Origin of the sequence: Clostridium sp. NSJ-49 (genome assembly GCF_014287725.1) — a bacterium.
Taxonomy (GTDB): domain Bacteria; phylum Bacillota; class Clostridia; order Clostridiales; family Clostridiaceae; genus Clostridium; species Clostridium disporicum_B.
The window spans coordinates 16255-41867 of record NZ_JACOOP010000032.1 but is presented as its reverse complement, the minus strand read 5'-3'; the positions used below and the strand labels follow the sequence as shown (position 1 = coordinate 41867).

The 25613-nt window shown below is 28.6% G+C and carries 20 protein-coding genes; 17 read left to right on the top strand and 3 right to left on the bottom strand.

Features of this window, described 5'->3' with window-relative positions; all coding sequences use genetic code 11:
* Window positions 1-117: 117 nt before the first annotated feature.
* Entirely contained in the window at window positions 118-1584 is a 1467-nt protein-coding gene (locus H8S10_RS11825; protein WP_055267295.1) for a nicotinate phosphoribosyltransferase, read from the bottom strand.
* Between the two features lie 131 nt (window positions 1585-1715).
* On the opposite strand from H8S10_RS11825, the gene H8S10_RS11820 reads away from it, so the two are divergent.
* The 9 genes from H8S10_RS11820 to H8S10_RS11780 all read left to right on the top strand — a co-directional run bounded on the left by H8S10_RS11820 (window position 1716) and on the right by H8S10_RS11780 (window position 12369).
* Window positions 1716-3710, top strand: coding sequence for an ATP-dependent helicase (locus H8S10_RS11820; protein ID WP_186838993.1), 1995 nt, complete (start codon window positions 1716-1718; stop codon window positions 3708-3710).
* A 90-nt stretch (window positions 3711-3800) separates the two neighbouring features.
* Complete coding sequence (locus tag H8S10_RS11815; RefSeq protein WP_055267299.1) at window positions 3801-4214, top strand: hypothetical protein; 414 nt, start codon at window positions 3801-3803, stop codon at window positions 4212-4214.
* Between the two features lie 67 nt (window positions 4215-4281).
* A complete protein-coding gene (locus H8S10_RS11810; protein ID WP_186838992.1) occupies window positions 4282-5463 on the top strand; it encodes an amidohydrolase in 1182 nt (393 codons plus the stop codon).
* A gap of 64 nt (window positions 5464-5527) precedes the next feature.
* The gene (locus H8S10_RS11805; RefSeq protein ID WP_055267303.1) at window positions 5528-6496 is read left to right on the top strand and encodes an RluA family pseudouridine synthase; all 969 of its coding nucleotides are present in this window, start codon (window positions 5528-5530) and stop codon (window positions 6494-6496) included.
* A 17-nt stretch (window positions 6497-6513) separates the two neighbouring features.
* The gene (locus tag H8S10_RS11800) at window positions 6514-8121 is read left to right on the top strand and encodes a polysaccharide biosynthesis protein (protein ID WP_186838991.1); all 1608 of its coding nucleotides are present in this window, start codon (window positions 6514-6516) and stop codon (window positions 8119-8121) included.
* Window positions 8122-8255: 134 nt separating this feature from the next.
* Complete coding sequence (locus tag H8S10_RS11795) at window positions 8256-9299, top strand: ABC transporter ATP-binding protein (protein ID WP_055267307.1); 1044 nt, start codon at window positions 8256-8258, stop codon at window positions 9297-9299.
* Window positions 9293-10159 carry a sugar ABC transporter permease gene (locus H8S10_RS11790; RefSeq protein ID WP_055267309.1) on the top strand — a complete coding sequence of 289 codons (867 nt, stop codon included), beginning with the start codon at window positions 9293-9295 and terminating at the stop codon, window positions 10157-10159. The genes H8S10_RS11795 and H8S10_RS11790 overlap by 7 nt, the downstream gene beginning before the upstream one ends.
* A gap of 11 nt (window positions 10160-10170) precedes the next feature.
* Window positions 10171-10995: a carbohydrate ABC transporter permease gene (locus tag H8S10_RS11785; RefSeq protein ID WP_055267311.1), complete on the top strand. Its 825-nt coding sequence runs from the start codon at window positions 10171-10173 to the stop codon at window positions 10993-10995.
* Between the two features lie 45 nt (window positions 10996-11040).
* Window positions 11041-12369: an extracellular solute-binding protein gene (locus tag H8S10_RS11780; protein ID WP_055267313.1), complete on the top strand. Its 1329-nt coding sequence runs from the start codon at window positions 11041-11043 to the stop codon at window positions 12367-12369.
* Window positions 12370-12445: 76 nt separating this feature from the next.
* Here the strand turns inward: H8S10_RS11780 and H8S10_RS11775 are convergent, their stop codons facing one another.
* Both H8S10_RS11775 and spoVB read right to left on the bottom strand, forming a co-directional pair.
* Window positions 12446-13357 (bottom strand): alpha/beta hydrolase, encoded by a 912-nt coding sequence (locus tag H8S10_RS11775; RefSeq protein ID WP_186838990.1) that lies wholly within the window; start codon window positions 13355-13357, stop codon window positions 12446-12448.
* 148 nt (window positions 13358-13505) lie between these two features.
* A complete protein-coding gene (gene spoVB, locus H8S10_RS11770; RefSeq protein WP_055267317.1) occupies window positions 13506-15005 on the bottom strand; it encodes a stage V sporulation protein B in 1500 nt (499 codons plus the stop codon).
* Window positions 15006-15279: 274 nt separating this feature from the next.
* Here spoVB and H8S10_RS11765 point away from each other — a divergent pair, with 274 nt between their 5' ends.
* The 8 genes from H8S10_RS11765 (at window position 15280) to H8S10_RS11730 (ending at window position 25609) form a co-directional block, all read left to right on the top strand.
* Complete coding sequence (locus H8S10_RS11765) at window positions 15280-15768, top strand: NAD(P)H-dependent oxidoreductase subunit E (RefSeq protein WP_055267319.1); 489 nt, start codon at window positions 15280-15282, stop codon at window positions 15766-15768.
* Between the two features lies 1 nt (window position 15769).
* On the top strand, window positions 15770-17650 hold the full coding sequence (gene nuoF / locus H8S10_RS11760; RefSeq protein WP_055267321.1) for an NADH-quinone oxidoreductase subunit NuoF: 1881 nt from the start codon (window positions 15770-15772) through the stop codon (window positions 17648-17650).
* A gap of 11 nt (window positions 17651-17661) precedes the next feature.
* Window positions 17662-19401, top strand: a complete 1740-nt coding sequence (locus H8S10_RS11755) for an NADH-dependent [FeFe] hydrogenase, group A6 (protein WP_186838989.1) — start codon at window positions 17662-17664, stop codon at window positions 19399-19401.
* A 171-nt stretch (window positions 19402-19572) separates the two neighbouring features.
* Complete coding sequence (locus H8S10_RS11750) at window positions 19573-20859, top strand: hypothetical protein (RefSeq protein WP_055267325.1); 1287 nt, start codon at window positions 19573-19575, stop codon at window positions 20857-20859.
* A 102-nt stretch (window positions 20860-20961) separates the two neighbouring features.
* Complete coding sequence (locus tag H8S10_RS11745) at window positions 20962-21456, top strand: hypothetical protein (RefSeq protein ID WP_055267327.1); 495 nt, start codon at window positions 20962-20964, stop codon at window positions 21454-21456.
* Window positions 21457-21479: 23 nt separating this feature from the next.
* Entirely contained in the window at window positions 21480-23147 is a 1668-nt protein-coding gene (locus H8S10_RS11740) for a B12-binding domain-containing radical SAM protein (protein WP_055267329.1), read from the top strand.
* Between the two features lie 193 nt (window positions 23148-23340).
* Window positions 23341-23667 carry an ATP synthase archaeal subunit H gene (gene ahaH / locus H8S10_RS11735; RefSeq protein ID WP_055267332.1) on the top strand — a complete coding sequence of 109 codons (327 nt, stop codon included), beginning with the start codon at window positions 23341-23343 and terminating at the stop codon, window positions 23665-23667.
* Window positions 23654-25609 carry a V-type ATP synthase subunit I gene (locus tag H8S10_RS11730; protein ID WP_186838988.1) on the top strand — a complete coding sequence of 652 codons (1956 nt, stop codon included), beginning with the start codon at window positions 23654-23656 and terminating at the stop codon, window positions 25607-25609. Before ahaH ends, H8S10_RS11730 begins: the two co-directional genes overlap by 14 nt.
* Window positions 25610-25613 lie beyond the last annotated feature (4 nt).

Sequence of the window (25613 nt, the reverse complement as noted above, 5' to 3'; positions counted from 1 at the left end):
TTTAGGGGTAGCCAGTGAAAATATGCGGTTGGCAAACCGTTCGACGTGCGAGTAGCACAGCCGGTGACAGAGCCTTATAGGCGTAGAGCAAACCACCCGTTTGACGGGTGGTCCTGATTATTTTGACTGATTTAATAATAGTTTTTGTTTTAAAGACCATAGCTTAGTTGAAAGATCTACATAATATGTATGAGGATTTTCAAATCTTAATATTTCAGGCCATAATTTATTAGTTTCTACTTTCGCAAATTCCTTTATTTCTAGAACAGAAGGAGAAGTATATACTAGTGTACCTTTATCAAAGATTTTAACTAATAAATCTTTAACATAGAAATTAGTAACTTTTTTTCTTTTCCAAGTATGGATAGGATCAAAGATTTCATACTCTTTACTGTCATCTATAACTTCATCACTTAATGCTAATACGTCAGCTATAGCTATATTAGTATCCCTATCAAATAATCTGTAAATCTTTTTAAAACCTGGATTTGTTATTTTTTCATTGTTTTCTGAAATTTTAATTTTAGGAATTATAACATCTTCTTTTTCAACAGCAACTAATTTATAAACACCACCAAAAACAGGCTCAGATTTTGCTGTTATAAGTCTTTCACCAACACCAAAAGAATCTATACAAGCGCCTTGATTTATAACATCTCTGATAATATGTTCATCAAGGGAGTTAGAAATAATTATTTTACAGTCAGAATATCCAGCCTCATCAAGAATTTTTCTACACTTTTTAGTTAAGTAAGTAATATCACCTGAATCTATTCTTATTCCCGTTGGTCTCTTACCAAGTGGTTTTAATACTTCATCAAATACTTTTATTGCATTTGGTAAACCAGATTTTAATACATTATAAGTATCGATAAGAAGAGAGCAATTATCTGGATAAGTTTCAGCCCAAGCTTTAAATGCTTCAAATTCTGTATCAAAAAGTTGTACCCAACTATGTGCCATAGTACCAACTGCAGGAACATTGAAGTATTTATCTGCAATTGTACAAGCAGTTGAATCACATCCACCTATTATTGAAGCTCTAGCACCATAGATAGCACCATCATAACCTTGAGCTCTTCTTGAACCAAACTCCATAACAGTTTTACCTTCAGCTGCTCTACATATTCTATTAGCTTTTGTAGCAATTAAAGTTTGGTGATTTATTGTTAAGAGAATCATTGTTTCCACAAATTGCGCTTGAACCACAGGACCTCTTACTATTACTAGAGGTTCATTTGGGAATACTGGATTACCTTCAGGAATTGCCCATACATCACAGCAGAACTTGAAATCCTCTAAATACTCTAAAAATTCTTCTGAAAAAATATTTTTACTTCTTAAATAATCTATATCAGATGATGTGAATTTTAGATTGCTTAAGTATTGAATTAATTGTTCAACACCAGCCATTATGCAGTATCCACCACCATCAGGAACTCTTCTAAAATACATATCGAAGTAGGCTATTCTGTTTTCAACACCTTTATTAAAGTAGCCATTTGCCATTGTTAGTTCATAGAAGTCAACTAGCATTGTTAGATTTCTTTCGTTCTGAACATCAAATTTAATTAAAGTTTCCATAATTAGTCTCCTTTTTGAATTCTTAAAAATATTGTACATCTATATAGAAATTATTACAATATAGTAGTTAATAGAAAAAAGATTAAAGGTAATACTTTAGATAAATATAATGTTAAGAAGGAGAATATATTTTGAAAATAACCTTAGATAAATATCAGCAAGAAGCTGTTTATACAAAATATAGAAATGCTTTAATAGTTGCGGCTCCAGGATCAGGAAAAACTACTGTAATTATAAATAGGGTAAATCATCTTATAGAAGTTAGAAAAGTTAAGGTTGGAAATATTATAGTTATAACTTTTACCAGAGCTGCAGCTGAAAATATGAAAAATAGATACAAAAATACGTTTAATAAAGATATTGCACCATTCTTTGGAACATTTCATGGATTGTTTTATAAGATACTTTTAAGAGAAGGCTATGAGATAAATATAATTAATGATAATAAATGTAGCAATATAGTTAAAGGTGTATTAGGAAAATATTTTGATGATGTAAATGAAGATAAGGTTAAAGAAGTAGTTAATAATATATCAGGATTTAAAACTTCAGGAAAAAACATAGAAGAATTTAAGTGTAGTATTTCTAAAGATATATTTATGGAATGCTTTAATGCCTATGAAAATTATAAAAAAAGAGAAAATTTGTGGGATTTTGATGACTTATCTATTAATGCTCTTCAACTTTTAAAAGGTAATAAAGAAATATTGATGAAATATAAAAATATTTTTAAATATGTACTAGTAGACGAGTTCCAAGATTGTGATGAATTACAAATAGAGTTTTTAAGGTTAGTAAACGGGGAAAATGAATTATTTGCTGTTGGTGATGAGGACCAATGTATTTATTCTTTTAGAGGATCTAAGCCACAGTATATGGTTGATTTCTGTAATACTTTTATAGATGGAAAAAAACTTTATTTATCTATAAATTATAGAAGTAGTAAAAATATAGTTAATATTTCTAAAAAAATAATATTAAATAATGAGAGTAGAAATATTAAAAAGATTGAAGAATTTCATAACAAAGATGGGATAGTAAGATATTTAACTCCATATAACGAATTTATTCAAGGCGAGGAAATTGCTAATATAATAAGCGGTTTTAAAGAAGGTCAATATATGGATAATGCAGTTTTATATAGAACTAATATGGAAGCTAGAAGCTTAATAGATACTTTTACGCGAAGAAAAATACCTTTTGTGCTCTTAGATAAAGGATATAACTTTTTCAATCATTTCATATCAAAAGATATAATAAATTATCTTAAGCTATCTATAGATATAAAAAATAAAGAGTTGTTTTTAAGTATTATAAATAAACCGTTTAGATATATAAGTAAAGCTAATGTAAGTTATATAAATAATTTTAAAGAACATATGGATCCATTTGAGATACTTATAAACAAAGAGGATACTCCACCTTTTCAGTGTAAAAAGTTAGATGAGTTAAGAAGAGAAATTTTATATTTAAATAAGATATCTTTAGGTAGTGCAATTCAATATGTAATTTCAAGCTTAGGATATATAGATTATTTAAGGGAGTATGCAAATAAATATGGGCAGAATTTTGAAGAACTTGAGGATATGTTAGAAGAGTTTAAAGGAGCAGCTGAAGGGTTTAAAACTATAACAGAGTTTTTAGTTCATGTAAAAAATGTTGAAGAAGAGATAGAAAAATCAAAGGGAGATAAAAATGGGGTAATTCTTAGTACCATTCATGGTGTAAAAGGTATGGAATTTAAAAATGTATTTATTATAAATTGTGATGAAGAAACTATACCACATAAATCATCAATTGATGAAAACCTTGAAGAGGAGCGTAGATTGTTCTACGTGGCGGTTACAAGAGCTATACATAATCTTTATATATTTTCTCCTAAAACTATTAGAGGGAAGTTTTACGAGGCTTCTAGGTTTATTGCAGAAGGAGGATTTACTGAAGAAAGTCTTAAAGTAGAATATGGAGTAAAAAAAGGAGATTCTATATACCATAGAGCTTACGGAGAGGGTATAGTTAAAAGTTTAAAAGATGATAAGATAAGTATAAAGTTTAAAGATGGAGAAGAGAGAGCATTTTCTATTAGAGTATTAATGGAAAATAATTTGATAATAATTATGAAATAGAAGACGTAAAAATTATTTAATCAAAAATATAATTATTTTATCAAAATTTAGACATACTAATAATAGTTACAGTATGTGTGGAGGTATACAATGATAAAAGGTATTATATTTTTAATAATGTTATTAAATTTTTGTAATGTTCCATATACTTCAGAATATGAGGAGAAAGTCGAAAGTAGTTTTAATATGAATGAATATTATTCTCCAAAAGAAGTAATAAAGATTGATGAGATATTAGAAGATAAATCTGGTTCGTTGTCTGAGCAAGAAAAAGAAGCCTTAATAGAGTTAAAGGATAAACTTAATAGTTATCAAGCCTTAAGTCAAGAGGATATAGATTTTATAAGAGATTGTGATTTGAAAATTATAAGAAGTAAGCTAGGGGATGCAAAATTTGAAGAATATTTTAAGCTTATAAGTAAGAGAGCTACAAAAGAAGAATTTAGTCAGGATGAAAGATTAAGACTATTTCAATTAGAAAAAGAAATAAAAGGAATAAATTAATGCTGAATATTATTATAGTATAGTAGGGCTTTTTGACCTGCTATACTATTTTTATTTGGAGGAAGTTATGGATTTTAAAAATGATATAATAGACATTAAAGACGAGATTGTAAGGTTGAGGAGAATGTTTCATATGAAGCCAGAGTTAGGATTTGAAGAATATGAAACATCAAAAGAAATTAAAAAGTATCTCAATCAAGAAGGAATAGCTTATGAGAGTTATGCGAAAACTGGAGTCTGTGGAATTATTAGAGGGAATTTAGAAATTAATAAAGAAAGAGTTATAGGATTAAGAAGTGATATAGACGCATTACCAATAGATGAAAATAATAAATGTAGCTATAAATCTACTGTAAAAGGGAAAATGCATGCATGTGGCCATGATGGACATATGGCAATACTTTTAGGTGTTGCAAAAATTTTAAATAAAAATAGAGATTTATTTGGAGGAACAGTAAAATTAATATTTGAACCAGCAGAAGAAACAAAAGGTGGCTCTAGATTTATGATAAAAGAAGGAGTTTTAAAAAATCCAGATGTAGATATTATGTGCGGCTTACATGTAGATGAAAATATAAATTCTGGCCAAATAGAAATAAAGCATGGAGCTGTAAATGCTGCATCGAATCCGTTTAAAATAGAGGTAATAGGCATAGGAGGGCATGGTGCTTATCCAGCTGCTTCTATAGACCCAATAGTAATTGCAAGTAATATAGTAACTGCGTTACAAAGTATAGTAAGTAGAGAAGTAAATCCGTTAAATCCAGCTGTAATTACAGTAGGTAGTATAAATGGTGGGACAGCTGCTAATATTATTCCAGAGAAGGTTACCTTAACAGGTATAATTAGGACTTTAAATAAGAATGATAGACAATTAGTTACAAGAAGAGTAAAAGAAATAGCAGAAGGTATAGGTTTAACATTAAGAGGAAAGGTAAATATAGAAATAGAAGAATCTTACCCTATGTTAATAAATGATAAAAATGCTGTAAGTAAGTTGAAGAATGCTGCCATAAAGATAATTGGAGAAGAAAATGTTTTAGAACAAGAATATCCTCATATGGGTGTTGAAAGTTTTGCTTACTTTGCAAATGAAGTGCCATCAGTATTTTATTTTTTAGGATGTAGAAATGAAAAAAAAGGAATAATACACCTTGCGCATAGTAGTCTCTTTGATATAGACGAAGATGCCTTAGTGATAGGGGTAGCTATTCAGTGTCAAATAGTATTAGATTATTTGACAAGTTGACGAAATAATATTAATCTAATAAGATGGGGAAATTAAATTAAACACAAAAGAAGGAGTTGTTTTTTTGAAGATAGAAATAGGTGCTAATGAAGCAGGGCAAAGATTAGATAAATTTTTAAGAAAGTATTTAAAAGATGTGCCACTAAGTGCAATATTTAAAGCTATGAGAAAAGGTGATATAAGAGTTAATGGATCAAAGAAAAAAGAAAATTATAAATTAGAGCTTGATGATGTTATCGAAATTAGATATATCCAAAGTAAAAAGGAAAAGAAAGATGATAGCTTCATAAAAGTTAATGCTGGATCATTAATGATTACTTATGAAGATGATAATATAGTTGTTGTTGAGAAGTGGCCAGGAGTATTGGTTCATCCAGATCAAAAGGGTGCAGAACCATCACTTACAGATTATGTACTTTCATACTTAAATGGAAAAGGAGACTATATTCCAGAAAAAGAAATTACATTTACACCAGCACCATGTAATAGATTAGATAGAAATACATCTGGTGTTGTAATATTTGGTAAGAACTTTGAAGCGCTAAGAGGCGTTAATGAGATGATAAGAGAAGGTAAAGTTAAAAAATATTACCAAGCTCTTGTAAAAGGCAGAATAAAAGATGGATTATATAAAGGTTATATTTCTAAGGATGAAAATGAAAATATATCTAAAGTATATGATAAACAAGTGCCTAATACTAAAGAAATATCTATGGAAGTTAAAACACTACAAAGTAATGGTGCATTCTCACTTTTAGAGATAGATTTAATTACTGGTAGAAGTCATCAGATAAGAGCTCATCTTTCACATTTAGGAAATCCTATTATAGGAGATTTTAAATATGGAGATAAGAAGATAAATTCATATTTTGATAATAAGTTCGGGTTAAATTATCAATTTTTATATGCATATAAACTTATATTTAGAGGCGGAGAAGGAAAACTTGAATATTTAAAGAATAAGACTATAGTTGAAGCACTTCCACCAATGTTTAAAAAGGTAAAGAACGAAGTATTTAAATTTACGATATAGTATAAAAGGGGAAAGTTATGGAAGAGAAGTCAGTGGGACGAAGTTTTTTAATCTTATCATTAGCAGGGGTGCTAGTGAAGGTATTATCAGCTGTATATATACCACTTTTAACTTTAATAATAGGTTCTGCAGGATATGGTATATATTCTAGTAGTTATAGTGCTTTTGTTTTCATATTAGCTGTAACTAGTATGGGAGCACAGCCAGCTATAACTAAGGTAGTTGCTGAATTAAAAGCTCTAGGATACCATAAGGATGCCTATAATGCTATGAAAATAGCTAGAAATTATCTAGCTATTTTTGGCTTTGCATTTATGGTTATTTTTATAGCCTTTGGAGATGGTATTGCTAATGGAATGAACTCACCTTCATCTGCACTATCACTAAAGTTTTTAGCACCGACTATATTATTATCTGCAATGCTTGCGGCATATCGTGGATATATGCAAGGTGTAGATTCAATGAAGGAAATAGCAATTTCTCAAGTTGTTGAACAGATTTTTAATGTAGTATTTAGTTTGATTTTTGCATTTTTATTAAAGAATATTAGTCTAGAATGGGGAAGTGCTGGAGGAACTGTTGGTACAACCATAGGGGCACTAATAGCAATAGTTTATATTATTTATATTTTTAATAAAAATAATTATTATGATGACGCGGTTAAAAACAGTGAAGAAAATAAGAGAATAAGCAGAAAGAGGATTATTAAAAAGTTAATTCAGTATGGATTACCAATAACTATGCTTGCAGCAGTACAAAACTCTGCAGGATTATTAGATGCAATAATAGTAAAAGGTAGACTTTTAGCAGCTGGATTTGAACAAATGAGAGTAGATGAGTTATTTGGTACTTTAAATTATTTTAATACATTGATTTATGTACCATTAACTATTGTTACTGCATTATGTACAGCTATCTTCCCAAGAATAATTGCATCGTATGTTCAGAAGAATAGAAAAGAACTTAAAAACCAAATAAGTTATTCTTATAGATTAACTTATTTGATTACTATTCCTGCAGCTGTAGGTCTTGCTGTATTAAGTAGAGAAATCTTTCTATTCTTACTAAATGATTCTTATGGATATCAAATGCTTACATACGGATCGATAGTACTTATATTTATGTCAATTACATCAATACAAAATACTATACTACAAGGTGTTAATAAATTATACTTAGTATTAACTACAGCAAGTATAGGTATTTTAATAAAATTTGTAGTTAATTTTATTTTAGTAGGAATAAAAGATATAAATATCTTTGGAGCAGTAATAGGAACAGTATTTGCATTTTTAATACCTGCTATAATAAATCATAAAAGAATTCAAACGTTATTTAAGATAAGAATTCCTATAATTAGACAAGGGATGATTCCACTAATATCATCAATAATTATGGGAGTAGCAGTAGTTTTATGCAAAGGGCCACTTTTAAGATTAGTAAATATATTTGAAGGTGGAAGAATTGCTATAGGTTTAGTAGTTATTGTTTCTGTAGCAATAGGTGGATTAGTATATTTAATATCAATGATTCTTCTTCAAGGATTAAAAAAAGAAGACTTAGATTTAATATCACCAAGATTATATGAACTTATGCCAAGAATTTTACGTAAAAAAATTAAATAATTTTTAAAAAGACAACTAAAACTAAAGAGGATAAGTTGTCTTTTTTTTATTTACTAATTTTAGAGATTGTGAATAGAAAAGATAAAAAATAAACACCCTATTGTTATGGGTAAACGTAAGATGAGGTGAAAAAAATGGGAATCAAATTAGATAAACTTGTAGTGAAATTTGGTGATTTTACTGCTATAAATAATGTTACTTTGGAAATTCCAAAAGGAAAATTGGTTTCGCTATTAGGACCATCAGGATCAGGTAAATCAACAACTTTATTTACTATATCTGGAATTCATAAAGTGCATTCAGGGAAAATATATTTTGGAGATAGAGATGTAACGGGATTAGAACCAGAAAAATTGGGAATAGGACTTGTGTTTCAAAATTATGCATTATATCCACATATGACAGTAAGAGAAAATATAATGTTTCCACTGAAAAATTTAAAATGGGATAAGAAGAAGGCTGAAGATAGAGTAATAGAAGTGGCTAAGATAGTAAAAATAGATGCCCTTTTAGATAGAAAGCCAGCTCAATTATCAGGAGGTCAACAACAAAGAGTAGCTATTGCAAGAGCAATTGCTAAAAAACCAGATATATTGCTTTTAGATGAACCTTTATCTAATTTAGATACAAAGTTAAGAGTTGAAACTAGGCAAGAGATTAGAAGAATACAAAAGGAAACAGGAGTTACTGCAATATTTGTAACTCATGATCAAGAAGAAGCGATGAGTATATCAGATGAAATAGTACTTATGAAAGATGGAGCAATTCAGCAAGTATCTACTCCAAGTGAGATATACTTAAATCCGGTAAATAAATTTGTAGCTTCTTTTATAGGAAGTCCAGAGATGAATTTTATAGATGTTGATGTTATAGATGGAGAAGCATTTTTAGACAATCATAAAATAAGTAATTTGCCAGAAAATAAGAAAAAAGTTACTTTAGGTTTTAGGGCAGAGGATCTTGAATTATGTGATGATGGACTTGAAGTTGAAGTGATTACTGTAGAAATATTAGGAAGAGAAAGATTATTAACTTTAAAACATAGAGAGAATACGTATAAAATGCTGGTTGAAAACACTTGTGATATTGCAGAAGGAGAAAAGATAAGAATACGTCCTAAAGAGGGAAAAGCTTATGTTTTTGATTTAGATAGTGAGGAGTTTTTAAAGAAATGTTAAAGAAAAATTATAAGGGATATTTATATCTATTACCAGCATTAATAATACTAGGAGTTTTTGTGTTTTATCCAATAATAAATACTATAATTTTTAGTTTTGATGAAACTAAGGCAAGCGGTTTTAAGTTTGGATTTGGATCTTATAAATATCTATTTACAGATAAGAGATTTTTAACATCTTTATTTAACACTGTTATTTATGCTGCTATAGTACCAATAATATCTGTAGTTATTTCACTACTATTAGCCAATACACTAGTAAATTTGAAAAGTGAAAAGATAAGAGGAATGTTTCAAAGCATATATTTTTTACCATACGTAACATCTCTAGTTGCAATAGGAATAGTATGGTCATGGTTATTTAATAGTGAATATGGAGTAATAAACTACTTGTTAAGTTTTATAGGTATAAATCCTATAAATTGGTTAGGCAATCCTAAATGGGCTATGACAGCGCTTATAATATTTGCAGTATGGAAGAGCTTAGCTTTTAATACTTTGATACTAACAACAGGAATAGCATCCATAAATCCACAGTATTATCAAGCAGCTAAATTAGATCAGGCATCTAAGGGAACCATATTTAGAGAGATAACAGTTAAACTAGTATCGCCTATAATAGCATACACTTATATGATAAGCTTGATAGCTGGATTTAAAGTTTATACTGAAGTATATGTTTTATTTGGAGGACGAACTTTAGATGGGGCTGTATCTACAGTTGTAAGATATATAATAGATAGATTCTATGGAGATCAAGACTTTCCATTAGCTTTTGCAGCAGCAGTCGTATTATTGATAGTAATATTGACTGTAACAATGGTTCAAAGAGTTGTTTCCAGAAATAAAATTCATTATTAGGAGGTGAAATAATGAATAAGAATAGTTTAGGTTCAGTATTAAAGTATTTAGTGTTAATATTATTTGCTATAGTAACTTTATTTCCTTTTTATTGGATGATAGCATCATCATTAAAATCATCCTTTGAGGTAATTCAAACACCTCCTACATTATTTCCAAGTAAAATAATGTGGCATAATTATAGTGTTGCTTTAAAAATGGCACCTTTTGCAAGATATTTCTTTAATACAATTATAGTTACTATTTTAAGTATTATTAGCACAGTAATAATAGCTATTTTAACTGCATTTGCATTCTCGCACTTAGAGTTTCCTGGAAGAGATATGATTTTTTCAATCTTTTTAGCATCTATGATGATTCCAGGAGAAGTTTTAATAGTTACAAACTTTAAAACTATTTCTGCTCTAGGATGGATTGATACGTACCAAGCACTCTTTGTGCCATATATGGCAAATGTACTGTATATTTACATGCTTAGAGAGTTTTTCTTTAAAATACCAAAGCAATTATATTATGCAGCCAAAGTTGATGGAGCAAGTGATTGGAAGTTTCTATGGAAAATTGTAGTTCCTATGGCAAAACCATCAATTATAACTATTTGTATTTTAGTAGGTATTAATTCTTGGAATGCTTTTTTATGGCCACTACTTGTAACAAATAGTGAAAAAATGAGATTACTAGCAAATGGACTAACTGCCTTCCAGTCTGATGCAGGAAATCAATATGAGTTATTAATGGCTGCATCAACAATAATTACTATGCCAATAGTTATAGTATATATTTTCCTACATAAAAAAATTATGAGTGGAGTTTCTATTGGAGGTATTAAAGGATAAACTTTAATAAAAACTAAAGATAAATAAATTTTAAGAGGTGAAAATATGAACAAAAGAATTTTAGCTACAATTTTAACAGCTACTTTAGGAGTAGGTATGTTTGTTGGATGTGGTAAAAAAAATAATGCTACAGCTGAAATAGTAAAAGAATTAAATAATCCTGTTTCTATAGAAATGTGGCACTATTTAAATGGAAAACAAGCAGAGGTACTAGACTCAATAATACAAGATTTTAATAGCAACAATAATATGGGAATTACTGTTACTGCAGTAAATCAAGGTAATATTGGAGATTTGAATAAAAAGGTAATTACAGCATCACAATCAAATTCTTTACCTGCAATAATAAATGTATATCCAGATATAGCGACCGGCTTAATAAATCAAAATAAAATAATAGATTTATCACCATATGTTAACGATTCAACTGTAGGAATGAAAAGTGATATAGAAAATGATTTCTATAAAACTTTTATAGACGAAGTATCTCAATGGGGTAAAGATGCTGTTTATGGTATTCCTATGACTAAGTCTACTGAAGTTTTATATGTTAATAAAACTATGCTAGAAAAGTTAGGATATACTATGGATGATTTGAAAGATTTAACAGTAGAAAAGTTAGCTGAGATATCTAAAAAGTGTAAGGATGAATTAGGGGTTGTTGGATTTGGATTTGACTCAAGTTCCAATGCATTTATTTCTTCTTTAAAGATGGATGGTAAGGATTTCGTAACTATTGATGGAAAAATAAATGTTGATAATGATTGGGTAAAAACATTTATGAACTATTATAAAGACGAAGTAGGTTCAGGTTATTTCCGTATTCCTGGTGAAGATACATATCTTTCAGGACCATTTTCAAATCAAAAGTTATTAATGTACCAAGGTTCATCAGCAGGTGCAGCACATATTAAAACAGATGGAGCATTTGAAGTTGGTGTAGTAGAAGTTCCTGTATTCCAAGGAAAAGATAAAGCTGTAATTCAACAAGGGGCATCATTATTTGTAACAAGTGATGTTTCTCCAGAGGCACAATTTGCAGCTTATGAATTTATAAAATATGCAACAAATACAGAAAATACAGCTAAGTTTGCAGTAGCAACAGGATATTTACCAGTACGTAAATCAGCAGCAGATACTCAAATAATGAAGGATGCATTGAATGATCCAGAAGCATTATTTACAAAGATTTATCCAGTAGCTCAAAATAGTTTAGAATATGCATACTATACTCCAGCAGTTAATAATGCACAATCAGCTAGAACAATAATACAAGAAAAGTATGATGCATATGTAAGTGGAAGTATAAAAGATATAGATACATTCATTAAAGATACAACTTCTCAAGTTGAAACTTCAATACAACGTCAATAAAATAATGTAAATATAATTTAATATAAGAAATCAGAATAAATATAATGGTTTATTCTGATTTTTTATTTATCCAAAATTAAATTAAATCAATTTTTTTAAGGAAATTTCCTATTATCTCATCGTATTTATCTGGATTTGATGTTAAAGCTTCTGCATGTTTAGCATTTTTAGCAATATATAGCTCCTTAAATCCAGTAGTTTTTGAATTGAATAAATCATATACCATATATGTAGGTACATAATCATCCATATCACCATGGATAAAGAGTATTGGAATATCAATGTTTTTTATATATGTTAATGGAGAAGCGGATTTAAAACTCCATTTATACCTAACTTTCATAATTATATCAGCTATAAACAATAGAGGTAAAAAGTTTATTTTATAATCTTCTTTAAGTCTATGTTTAAATAATTCAAAAACATCAGAGTATCCGCAATCTTCAATACAAAAAGAAACTCTATTATCTATAGCACAATATTGAAGTACAGTAGCAGCTCCCATTGACTCGCCTAATACTCCTAAATTAATATCAGGTCCTAATTTATTGAAAAGAAAATTAGCACAAGTTTTAAGGTCATACTTTTCAAAATATCCCATGGAAGTATAGGTTCCACCACTTAATCCATGATTTCTATGGTCATACATAAAAACTGAGAATCCACGATTATAAAAAGGTTTTATATATTTAACAGAATAGTTTGTATTTACGGTAATCCCATGGCAAAGTATAATACATTTCTTTGAATTAGAGTTTGGAATAAATATTCCTTTAATATCATAACCATAATCTGATTTTAGTGTTATGTGTTCCTTTTCTAAGTTATTATAAAAGTCTTCAAGGTTTAATTTTTTTATTTGATTTTCATATCCATCTTCATAACTTTTTTTCTTAGGATAAATTACTATTTTACATAATTTGTTTGCATAAATAATTAAAATAAATAATGCAACAATAATTAAAACTATAAATATATAACCAAGCATAAAATCTCCTTTAAAATATTATTAATTATATTGTATCATATGAAATTTATATACGCTAAAGCTAATTAAAATGTTGTTTGATTATTATTTAAAATAGAAAATCCAGCTAGTGCTGGATTTGTTCTTAAGCTATTAACTTTTAATTAATTTACTCTTCCTCTATTCCAAAGCCACTAAAGTATGCAAATAATCCGAATGTTAGTATAATAATTATAATATTTTTAACTATAAATAAATCACTTAATATTGTGTTAGTTAATAATCTTAAAAGAAGGTAAGTTAGTAGACCAATAAGTGAAAAAATTATAATATTTATAGATGATAATGATATATCTATATGTTTTTTTATTTCATGTAGATTTATTATTAAACTTATAATAGATGTAATAAATAGAGTTATAGCAGTTGAAAATACATTTATACTTTTTATCCCTGTAAGTATATATAAAGAAATAAGTTCTATTGAAGAAGTTATAAGAGAATTTCTTAATATTATGCTTTGCCTATTTAATCCATTTAGAATTCCAAACATAGTACTTGAAGTAAAAAATAATGGAGCAGATAAAGCACAAACTTTAATATACAAACCTAAGTCATCTCTACCGTAAAACATTTTTCCTAAAGAGTCAGGAATAAGTAGACAAATTATACAAGTAGCAATACCAAGTAAAAAAGCAATTTTCAAAACTTTACGTATTCTAACTGATGCACTATAATATTCACCTTTGCTTAAAGTTTCAGAAAGGTCAGGCATTAAAAGCGTACTAATAGAATTAACAACTATAAGTGGAAAAGTAACTATTGTTAACGCCATACCATTAAACTTACCTATCATAGCAATTGCAGTTGAATATTCAAGTCCAATTGATACAAGCCTTCGTGGAACTACTAAAGTAGACATAGCTGAAAATATATTTCCCATAAATCCATTTAAACATAATGGGAATGATACTGCTAAAACATTAAAAAGTAATTGAGCTTTGCGCTCAGGCTTTTCATAAGAAGGCGGAATCTTTTTTACTATGTGCTTATAATAAGCGTAAAGTAATAAAAGGCTTTGAAGTTCTCCAATAGCTAATGAAACATAAGCAAGGGTAACTAAAGATGATAGTGTATTAGCTTTAAATATAAATATAAGTAAGGCAATTGTTATTATTCTCATAGCTTTTTCTAATATATCTATAAATGCAGGAACTGTGATTTTTGATGTACCATAAAAAAAGCCTTTTAGTATATTAGATAAGGCTATAAATACCATTGCAGGACAAGTTACTCTTATAGCATTTAATGTTCTCATATCTTTAACACCGTATTCACTTATGTATGGAGCTAATATAAAAACTAAAACACCTATTGCTACCGACCAGATAATATTAAAAAAAGCTACAGTATTTATAGTTTTAAAAAGGTTATTATATTCTCTTTTAGAAGTATATATGGCAGCTCTTTGAGAAATAGCAGCTATAATTCCAGCTGTCATAAGGCTTATAAATAAATTGTATATAGGCATTACTAGCCCATATAGTCCTATACCTTCTGGACCTATCAACTTGGATAAATATATGGAGAATATAAATCCTAAGATACCAGTTGTGATATTTGCTGCTGTTAAGAAAAACGAATTTTTAAAGAAATTATCTTTTTCCAATTAATTCACCTCTTCGATTTACATTAAACGAAACTCAAAATCTAAGATTTGTTTAAAGTGAAATTATGTCTATAAACAAATATGAGTAGTGAGTTTCCTTAATACATATTCTGAAAAAATAATAATTATGTTATATATAGAGTTTCTTTAATAGAAAAAATAATAATATTATTCAAAATATTAAGAAAATTGTTACAATAACTGGAAAATATATACTGTATTGTGATAAAATTAACGTATATTAAATTTATAATAATGAAGGGAGGCAAAAAGTATGTGTATTTCTAATGTTAACAAAGAAAAATTTAATGAGTTAGGCGATTATATTGAAAAAAATGATTTAAAGGAGAATGACTTAATAGCAGTACTTCACAAAGCACAAGAATTGTTTGGATACTTAGGAGAAGAGGTACAGTTATTTGTATCAGAAAAGTTAGGGGTACCAGTATCAAAAGTTTATGGAGTAATTACGTTTTATTCATTTTTTACTACTGAACCAAAAGGTAAATATGTAATAAATGTATGTGCTGGAACAGCTTGCTTTGTTAGAGGCGCTGGAGAGATAATAGAGGAGTTTAAAAAGAACCTCAATATCGAAGTAGGTGAAACTACTGAAGATGGATTATTTACTCTAGATACATTAAGATGTGTAGGGGCTTGTGGACTTGCACCAGTAGTTATGGTAAATAATAGGGTTTATGGACATTTTACTAAGAAAAATGTTGAAGAAGTTATAAACGAACATAAACGTTTGGAGGTTTAATATGAGAAAAATTTCATCTTATGAGGAGTTATTAGATAAAGCTGAAAAATATAAAAAGTATATAAATTTAAGAGTAGATAAAAGTTGCGTAAATGATAACGGAGAAAAACATATACTTATTTGTGGAGGGACTGGATGTAAATCAGCTAATGCAGATAAAATTTTGAGTGAATTAAATAAGTTTATTGACAAATATAGTTTAAAAGATAAGGTAAAAGTTATTATGGCAGGATGCTTTGGATTTTGCGCTAAAGGCCCTATAGTCAAAATAGAACCAGATGATACTTTCTATGTTCAAGTAACTCCAGAAGATGCTGAAGATATAATTAAAAATCATATTATTGATGGAAATGTTGTAGAAAGATTATTATTTACTGATCCAAGTGAAAATATAAAAATAAAATCACAGCATAATATACCTTTTTATAAAAAGCAGATGAGAATAGCTTTAAGAAATTGTGGGGTTATAGATCCAGAAAATATAAAAGAGTATATTGCAGTAGAGGGATATAAGGCATTAGGAAATGTCCTTAAGAATTATGAACCTATTGAAGTTATTAATGAAATAACTAAATCAGGATTAAGAGGAAGAGGGGGCGGAGGATTCCCAACAGGAGTTAAGTGGAAGTTTGCACGTGAAAGTAAGAGCGATGTTAAGTATATAATTTGTAATGCAGATGAGGGAGATCCAGGTGCATTTATGGATAGATCTATATTAGAAGGAGATCCTCACTCAGTTTTAGAAGCTATGGCAATAGCAGGATATTCTATAGGAGCTTCTAATGGATATATTTATATTAGAGCAGAATATCCTTTGGCAGTAAGTAGATTATTAATTGCTATAAAGCAAGCAAAAGAAGTTGGTCTTTTAGGTGAAAATATTTTAAATTCAGGGTTTAATTTTGATATAGAAATAAAATATGGGGCAGGAGCATTTGTATGTGGAGAAGAAACAGCTCTTATAAAATCAATAGAAGGGTCAAGAGGAGAGCCAACTAATAAACCACCATTCCCAGCAGTATCTGGACTATGGAGTAAGCCAACATCAGTTAATAACGTAGAGACATTTGCAAATATTCCAGCAATAATTAATAGAGGGGCTGATTGGTATAGTTCTATAGGAACAGAAAAATCAAAAGGGACTAAGGTTTTTGCTTTAGCAGGAAAGATTAATAATGTTGGGCTTGTAGAAGTTCCTATGGGAATTACATTAAGAGAAATCATTTATGAAATAGGTGAAGGTGTAAAAGATGGTAAAAAGCTAAAAGCAGTTCAAACAGGTGGACCATCTGGAGGATGTATTCCAGCTGAATTATTAGATGTTCCAATAGATTACGATTCATTGCTAAATATTGGATCTATGATGGGATCAGGTGGAATGATAGTAATGGATGAAGATAACTGTATGGTAGATATAGCTAAGTTCTATATGGAGTTTATAGTAGATGAGAGCTGTGGAAAATGTACACCTTGTAGAGTAGGATGTAAGAGATTACTTGAAATGTTGCAAAAGATAACTGAAGGAAAAGCTACACTAGTAGATTTGAAAAAACTTCAAGTTTTATCTGAATCAATAAAAGATACTGCACTTTGTGGCCTTGGTCAAACTGCAGCAAATCCAATAATATCGACTATGAAATATTTTATGGATGAATATGAGGCACACGTTAAAGAGCATAAATGCTATTCAGGAATTTGTAAGAAATTATTAAAATATAGAATTACTGATAAGTGCTTTGGCTGTACTAAATGTGCAAAAGGATGTCCAGCTGGCTGTATAAAAGGAAAACCAAGAGAAAAGCATGTTATAGATCAAAATAAATGTATTAAATGTGGTGCTTGTGAGGCTATATGTCCATTTAAAGCAATAGTTAGAGAATAGGAGGTGTTAGTATGAATATGGTATCAGTAAATATAAATGGTAAGAATATTTTAGTTGAAGATGGTTCTATGATATTAAAAGTTGCGGAGCAGATGAATATAGAAATACCAACACTTTGTCATATGTATATGCAAGATGGTAAAAGTGAGAATTGTAAAGGTACTTGTAGGGTTTGCGTTGTAGAGGTTGAAGGAAGAAAAAATTTAGCACCAGCATGTTCGACTCCTGTATTTGATGGGATGGTAATAAAGACAAATACACCAAGAGCGATTCAAGCAAGAAGAAATATTGTAGGATTATTACTTTCAAATCATCCTATGGATTGTTTAAAATGTGAAAAAAATTTAAAATGTGAGCTTCAAAAGATGGCTGCAGATTTAGGTGTATATGAAATAAAATATGAAGGTGAAAGAAATACCTATGGTAGAGATTATTCTTCACCAGCGATAGTAAAAGATATGGAGAAGTGCATATTATGTAGAAGGTGTGTAACTGTATGTAACGATATCCAAAAAGTTCATGCTTTAACTCCTATAGATAGAGGATTTGATACTACTATATCTACATTTTTCTCAAAACCATTAAGTGAAACTGAATGTACTTATTGTGGGCAATGTGTTTCAGTATGTCCAACAGGAGCTTTAAGGGAAGTTTATGACTATGATAGAGTATGGGATGCATTAAGTGATGCTGATAAATATGTTATAGTAAGTACAGCACCGGCAGTAAGAGCTGCATTAGGTGAAGAATTTGGAATGAAACCAGGAACATCTGTAACAAAACTTATGGTAGGAGCTTTAAAAGCTTTAGGATTTAAAAAGGTTTTTGATACAAATTTTGCAGCAGACTTAACTATAATGGAAGAGGCTAAAGAGTTTATTGACAGAGTGACTAAAGGTGAAAACTTACCTATGATTACTAGTTGTTGTCCAGGATGGATAAATTTTATAGAAAAGAATTACCCTGATCATCTAAGTTTACCATCAACGTGTAAATCACCACAACAAATGTTTGGTGCTATAGCTAAGACATATTTAGCAGAAAAATTAGGGATTCCAGTAGAAAAGATAGTAGTAGTATCAGTAATGCCGTGTACTGCTAAAAAATATGAAGCATCAAGAGAAGAGATGGGAAGAGATGGTATACAAGATATTGATATAGTTATCACTACTAGAGAATTAGCAAAGATGATAAAAGAAGCTGGAATGGATCTTAGAAATATGAAGGAAGAGGAATTTGATAATCCTTTAGGAGAATCTACAGGTGCAGGAGTTATTTTCGGAACATCAGGAGGAGTAATGGAGGCAGCATTAAGAACTGCTTATGAATGGATAACTGGTGAAGAGTTATATAGAATAGATTTTGATAATATTAGAGGGTTAGATGGTATTAAAGAAGCTAAAATAAAAATTGGAGATAAAAATGTTAGTATAGCTGTAGTTAATTCATTAGGTAATGCTAAAAAGATAATGGATGATATTGAAGAAGGTAAGAACAAGTATGATTTTATAGAAATAATGGCATGTCCTGGTGGTTGTATAGATGGTGGTGGGCAACCATTTATTAGAGCAAACAGAGATATATTGAAGAAGAGAATGGAAGCTTTATATAAAGAAGATAAAGATAAGAAGCTTAGAAAATCTCATAAAAACCACGAAATATTAAGACTTTATGATGAGTATTTAGGTGAACCAAATAGTGAAAAAGCTCATAAACTTTTGCATACTCATTATAAAGATAAAAGTAAATAAAAAATGAAGAAAAAAGAAACTGTTTTTTAGTAGGCAGTTTCTTTTATTATTTTAGAAATTTAGGTGATGCTTAAGAATTTTTTATTAAGTAAAATTAATTTAAAGTGAAATTTAAGTAATAATTTATATAGGTAACTAAATATAAATTAATTAGAGAGGGAGTGAGATATTATGAAAAGATTTTTGAAGTTTTTAGTATTTTCAACACTTGTTGTATCCATATCTTTTGGAATTTACGAAATAAATAATAAATATACTATAGACATAATAAATAAAAATATTGGATGGAGTATAAATAATAAAGGAATAAAAGATGCAAAAAGTTTTGACTTTGATGAAAATGGCAATTTATACATAGCATTTAGTGATTCTTTGAAAATTATAAAAGAAGATAATAAAGAAGAAACTTTAATAAAGAAAAAAGATTTTAATATTTACGATATGGTTATTTACAAAAATGAAATAATACTTGCTACAGGAAGAGATATAGTTAAGTACAATTATGAAAATGATGAAATATTGGAACTTATAAAAGATCTGCCTAATTTAGGTGAAAATAAGTATACAAAATTATTAATAGAAGATGATATTCTTTATATAACTATAGGAACAAATACAAATTCAGGAATATTAGATAAAGATAGTACAGATTGTGATGTGCCATCTTTCGAATGGATTTTATCAGGTGAAAACTATGGAGATAACAACACTGGAGCTTTTGTAGAATATGGAATACAAAATAAGAGTGGAGAAAAGGTGAAGGAAGGAATAATAAGTAATGGAACTATTTTATCGTATGATTTTACATCAGGCAAGATAAGTACCTTTGCTACCGGAATTAGAAACATTGAAGGATTAGATTTTAATAATGAGGGGAAGATAATAGCTATAGTAGGTGGAATGGAAGATAAAGGAAGTAGGGCTGTTAAAGATGATAAAGATTATATTTATGAAATAAAAGAAAATGCATGGTACGGATGGCCTGATTATAGTGGAGGAGATTCAATTACATCACCGAAATTTTCAGATGGTACAAATAAATTAGAACCAGTTATTAGTAATCCACCAACAAAAACTCCTTATGGGCCAATATATCAGCATTATAATTTATCTTCTTTAAAAGGACTAGCAGTAGATAGGGAAGGTAATATATTAGGACAAGATGTAATTGTTTTTGCTGATAATAAGGAAAACTATTTATACTCTTTAGGAAAAAACAATGTAGCAAATAAAATTGTTGATTTAGGCGATAATAGTAAGGTTGAAGTGATAAGGTGTTATAAAGATGGTATATATGTTTTAGATAGTAAAGTAGGTGTTTTATATAAGTTAGAAAGTACAGGTAATAAAACTATATTTAAATTACCAATAATAATATGGGGATTTATTATTGTTTTCATTATAGCTTTAATAATAGCAGAAGTATTGAAATATAATAAGAAGTATAAAAAGAACTAGTAAATAAGGCTAGTTCTTTTCATTTAAAAAATATACAATAAACTAAATCCTAGATTTAGATTTTCACTTATAGTAAAATTGTTTTAAAGGGGATGAGAAATTATGGGTAAAACAATAATATTAAATTTATCTGATGTAATTCTTGAAGGAGATATTTTAGATGTTGGAGAAAGTTATGGAGTAATTTACAACCTATCTAAAGAGGTCTTTGATGAATTAGCAATAGATTATGTAGAAGATAATAATAAAGATATATTGTTATCAGAGGGATATGATACGTGTACAATATTCTTTTATCTAAGCGATATTTGGAGAGAAGGTGGTAGGGCTAAACTTATTGAGGATGTGACAAGGTTTGTTAAAAAGGGTGGTAATATTTATATATGGGATATTAATAAAGAGATAGGAAAAGTCTTTAATAATAAGATAAGAGCTGTATTACCATCAGAAAAGATTAAAGAATTTGAGTTTAAAAACTTAAATATAATGTCTAAGTCAAACTTAGAAGATACAAAAAAGCTATTAGAGCCCAACTATAAGATTACAGAAGAAAAAATATGGGAAGATATTTACTTTGTAAAAGGTAAAAAACTATAGCCCAAGAGAAAGGAAGAAGAAATATGAAGATTTTACTTACAGCTATAAACTCAAAGTTTATTCATAGCAATTTAGCTGTTAGATACTTAAAAGCATTTACGGAGGATTTATCTTATGAATGTTCTATAAGAGAATTCTCTATAAATGATAGAGATGAAAAGATACTAGAGGAGATAATTAAAGAAAAACCGAATGTTGTAGCATTTTCAACTTATATATGGAATATAGAGATGGTTACTAGACTATCTAACTTAATAAAATTAGTAGATAAGGATATAGAAATTCTATATGGAGGACCAGAAGTTTCTTATGATAGTCTAAATATTTTAAAGGAGTTAAATGGAGATTATATTATTCAAGGTGAAGGTGAAAAAACATTTAGAGAGTTTGTAGAGTATAAATTAGGTAATAAAGATTTAGAATCTATTAGAGGATTATACTTTAAAAAAGGTAATGAAGTTATATTTAATGGAAATAGACCTCTTATGAATATGGATGAAATAGTGTTTCCGTATAAAGAAGATGAAAATTTAGATAATAAAATAGTATATTATGAAGCATCTAGAGGTTGTCCGTTTAATTGCAAATATTGTTTATCATCTACAACTCATGGAGTTAGATTCTTAGATATAGAAAGAGTAAAGAGAGAATTACAATTTTTTATAGATAAAAAAGTTAGACTAGTAAAGTTTGTTGATAGAACTTTTAACTGCAATTTTAAATTTTCTACAGCTATTTGGGAGTTTTTAATAAATAGTGATACTAAAACTCAATTCCACTTTGAAATTTCAGCAGATATATTAAAACCACAAGAATTAGAGATTTTAAGAAAGGCACCTAAAGATAGATTCCAATTTGAAGTTGGAGTTCAAACTACTAATGATGATGTCTTGAGACAAATTAATAGATTTGTAAATTTTAGTGATATAAAAGAAAAAGTATTAGAACTTTTAGCAATAAAAAATATAAAGCAGCATTTAGATTTAATTGCAGGGCTTCCAGGAGAGGACTATACATCTTTTAAAAAATCTTTTAATGACGTATATAGTATAGGGCCTGAAGAAATACAACTAGGGTTTCTAAAATTGCTTAGAGGTTCTTCGATGAGAGAAGAAGCAGAGCTTTATGATATGAAATATTCACCATATCCACCTTATGAAATTCTTTCTACAAAAGATATTTCTTATGATGAATTATTAGTTCTTAAAAAAGTTGAGCATATGGTAGATAAATATTATAATTCACAAAAATTTAATAATATAATTAATTTCTTTGTAGATAAGTTTGAAACGCCTTTTGACTTCTTCTTAAGATTAGGAGAGTTTTTCGAAATGAAGGATTATTTTAATAGAAATATAGGAAATAGCGAATACTATAAAGTGTTCCTAGAATTTAATAACGAAGTATTAAAAGATGATAATACTATTTTAAGAGACATAATAAAATACGATTATCTTACTTTTAATAAAAGAAGAGGTATGCCAGAGTTTTTAGAAAATAGAATGACTAGGGAGGAAGAAAGAGAGATAAAAGATAAGCTAAGAGATGAGTATTCGTTCAAAGAAAACTATATTGAAAATTTCTGTATAGACATAAAAGAGTTTATAAAACATAAAAAAATAATTAATAAAAATACTTATTATATTTTTGGATATAATGGTGGAAATTTAGATATAACGGATAAAATATAGCGGTTTATAGATAAAAAAGAGAGTATTAATCGTTTACTTGTTATATAATTTAAATTATTAGAATAATTTCTTTGGTAAAAGTTAGTTGATTAATAAAGAAAACAGTGTATAATTATAGATAATAAAAAGTAATTAATACTATATAAAGTATTAATATTTATATCATTAGAAGTTAATAAAAGGTGGTGAGATTTTGGCGTTAGAAGCAATTAAGGAAATAAAGAATGCAGAACAAAAAGCTGATGAGATGATCAATGAAGCAAAGAAAAATGCAGCAGAGATGATTCAAAAAGCTAAAAGTGAAGCTGATTCTAAGTATAATGAAATTCTAAAAGAAGCTAGAGCAAAAGCAGATGAGATAATAAATCTTGCTATTGAAGAAGGAAATTTTGAAGCTAAGCCTATATTAGAAAAAGGTGAAAAGGAAGTTTATGCTATTAAAAATGTAGCTAATGATGTTAAAGAAAATGCTGTAAATATAGTTGTTGAGAGGATAGTGAAGAGTTATGGCAATAGTTAAGATGAATAAATTCACTTTGCTAACTTTTAAATCTCATAAAGAAGAACTTCTTCGTAAACTACAGGAATTTTCAAAAGTTGAATTCATAAATTTACAAGATGAAAATATCTTGGAGAAAAATGAGGAGTTACAAGATCTTGCGAAAGATGAGATTAGTCCAGAAAGTGCAGAGCTAGAGGAAAATTTATCAAAAGCTAAATTCGCTCTTGAATTTTTAAATAGCTATATGCCTAAAAAGTCAGGAATTAAGGCTCTTGAAGATGATAAAGAGTATGTAACTATCGATGAATTAGATAAAAAAGTAGAATCATCTAATTGGCTTGATATTTATACTAAGGTGAAGAAAGAGGAAGAGAAGCTAACATCATTAGAAAATAAAATAGTTAAGCTTCAAGGTGAAATAGACATATTAACTCCATGGCAACCACTTGATATTCCATTCAAAGCTTTAGAAGAGTTAAAAAAGACTTCTTACTTTTTAGGTAGTATTGCTAAACAATATGAAGAAAAATTACTTGAAGAGTTACAAGATTCATATGTTGAGATTATATCAAGGAATTCAAATGGTACGAACATACTAGTAATAGCAAACAAAGAAAAAGAAGATGAAGTATTAAGTACTATTAGAGGGTATGGATTTAGCCCGTTTAAAACAGAACATAAAGATAGTCCACAAAAATTAGTTATGGACTATACAGCAGAAATTGAAGAGATAAAATCAGAAATATTCTTCGTAAAAGAAGAGATATCTTCTTTAGAAGATGAAAATAAAACCTTAAAGTTAGTATATGATTATTATTCTAACAAGTTAGGAAGAAAAACTGTATCTACTAATTTCTTAAAGACAAATAACACTATAACAATTCAGGGGTGGTGTCCTGTTGAAGATAACGAAAAATTAAAAGAAATATGTAATGAACAATTAAAAGATGATTATTATATAACTTTTGAGGATGTAAAAGAAGAAGAAATAGATGATGTGCCTATAAAACTTAGTAATCATAAGTTAAGTAGAACATTTGAATCTGTTACAGAAATGTATAGTTATCCAAAATATAATGAGGTAGACCCAACACCATTGCTTGTACCTTTTTATCTAGTGTTTTTTGGGATGATGGTAGCAGATGCAGGATATGGAATTGTAATGCTTATTGTAGCATTTTGTGCAATGAAATTTATAAAACTTACAAAGAAAAATGAAGATTTTGCAAGATTCTTTTTCTATTTAAGTTTTCCAACTATCTTTTTTGGATTAATCTATGGTTCGTTCTTTGGAGATGCAGTAAAAATACCAGGGCTTATAGATCCTTCAAGAGATATTAATACAATATTAGGGATGTCAATAGTTTTAGGAGTAATTCAAATATTCTTTGGACTTGGTATAAAGGCATATGTTCTTATAAAAGATGGTAAGAAAAAAGATGCATTTTATGATGCAGGAGCATGGATTATAACGTTAGTATCAATAGGATTATTAGCAGGAAGTATCATGCTAAAATGGCCACCGATTATGAAATATATAAGTATAGGTGGATTAATAGTTGGTGCTGTAATTATAGTTTTAACTGGTGGTAGAACTGAGAAAACTAAGGGAGCACAAATTGGCCAAGGCCTATATGCATTATATGGAATTACTGGGTATGTATCAGATTTAGTTTCATATACAAGACTTATGGCTTTAGGTTTAGCTGGTGGAAGTATTGCAGGAGCATTAAATATGCTTATTGCACAATTACCACAAGGCATAGTAGCTATAATAATAGGTCCAATAATTTTTGTTTTAGCTCACATATTTAATTTATTATTGGGATTATTAGGAGCATATGTTCATACAGCAAGATTACAATATGTAGAATATTTTTCAAAATTCTACGAAGGTGGAGGAAAGCCATTTACTCCATTTAAATCATCAGAAAGATATATTAATTTAAAGAATAATTAGGAGG

What these genes read in the sequence shown, in the direction of transcription:
- H8S10_RS11825 (WP_055267295.1), bottom strand. Translation starts at nt 1,584, where the DNA reads ATGGAAACTTTAATTAAATTTGATGTTCAGAACGAAAGAAATCTAACA.
- H8S10_RS11815 (WP_055267299.1), top strand. Translation starts at nt 3,801, where the DNA reads ATGATAAAAGGTATTATATTTTTAATAATGTTATTAAATTTTTGTAAT.
- H8S10_RS11810 (WP_186838992.1), top strand. Translation starts at nt 4,282, where the DNA reads ATGGATTTTAAAAATGATATAATAGACATTAAAGACGAGATTGTAAGG.
- H8S10_RS11800 (WP_186838991.1), top strand. Translation starts at nt 6,514, where the DNA reads ATGGAAGAGAAGTCAGTGGGACGAAGTTTTTTAATCTTATCATTAGCA.
- H8S10_RS11795 (WP_055267307.1), top strand. Translation starts at nt 8,256, where the DNA reads ATGGGAATCAAATTAGATAAACTTGTAGTGAAATTTGGTGATTTTACT.
- H8S10_RS11790 (WP_055267309.1), top strand. Translation starts at nt 9,293, where the DNA reads ATGTTAAAGAAAAATTATAAGGGATATTTATATCTATTACCAGCATTA.
- H8S10_RS11785 (WP_055267311.1), top strand. Translation starts at nt 10,171, where the DNA reads ATGAATAAGAATAGTTTAGGTTCAGTATTAAAGTATTTAGTGTTAATA.
- H8S10_RS11780 (WP_055267313.1), top strand. Translation starts at nt 11,041, where the DNA reads ATGAACAAAAGAATTTTAGCTACAATTTTAACAGCTACTTTAGGAGTA.
- H8S10_RS11775 (WP_186838990.1), bottom strand. Translation starts at nt 13,357, where the DNA reads ATGCTTGGTTATATATTTATAGTTTTAATTATTGTTGCATTATTTATT.
- H8S10_RS11765 (WP_055267319.1), top strand. Translation starts at nt 15,280, where the DNA reads ATGTGTATTTCTAATGTTAACAAAGAAAAATTTAATGAGTTAGGCGAT.
- nuoF (WP_055267321.1), top strand. Translation starts at nt 15,770, where the DNA reads ATGAGAAAAATTTCATCTTATGAGGAGTTATTAGATAAAGCTGAAAAA.
- H8S10_RS11755 (WP_186838989.1), top strand. Translation starts at nt 17,662, where the DNA reads ATGAATATGGTATCAGTAAATATAAATGGTAAGAATATTTTAGTTGAA.
- H8S10_RS11750 (WP_055267325.1), top strand. Translation starts at nt 19,573, where the DNA reads ATGAAAAGATTTTTGAAGTTTTTAGTATTTTCAACACTTGTTGTATCC.
- H8S10_RS11745 (WP_055267327.1), top strand. Translation starts at nt 20,962, where the DNA reads ATGGGTAAAACAATAATATTAAATTTATCTGATGTAATTCTTGAAGGA.
- H8S10_RS11740 (WP_055267329.1), top strand. Translation starts at nt 21,480, where the DNA reads ATGAAGATTTTACTTACAGCTATAAACTCAAAGTTTATTCATAGCAAT.
- H8S10_RS11730 (WP_186838988.1), top strand. Translation starts at nt 23,654, where the DNA reads ATGGCAATAGTTAAGATGAATAAATTCACTTTGCTAACTTTTAAATCT.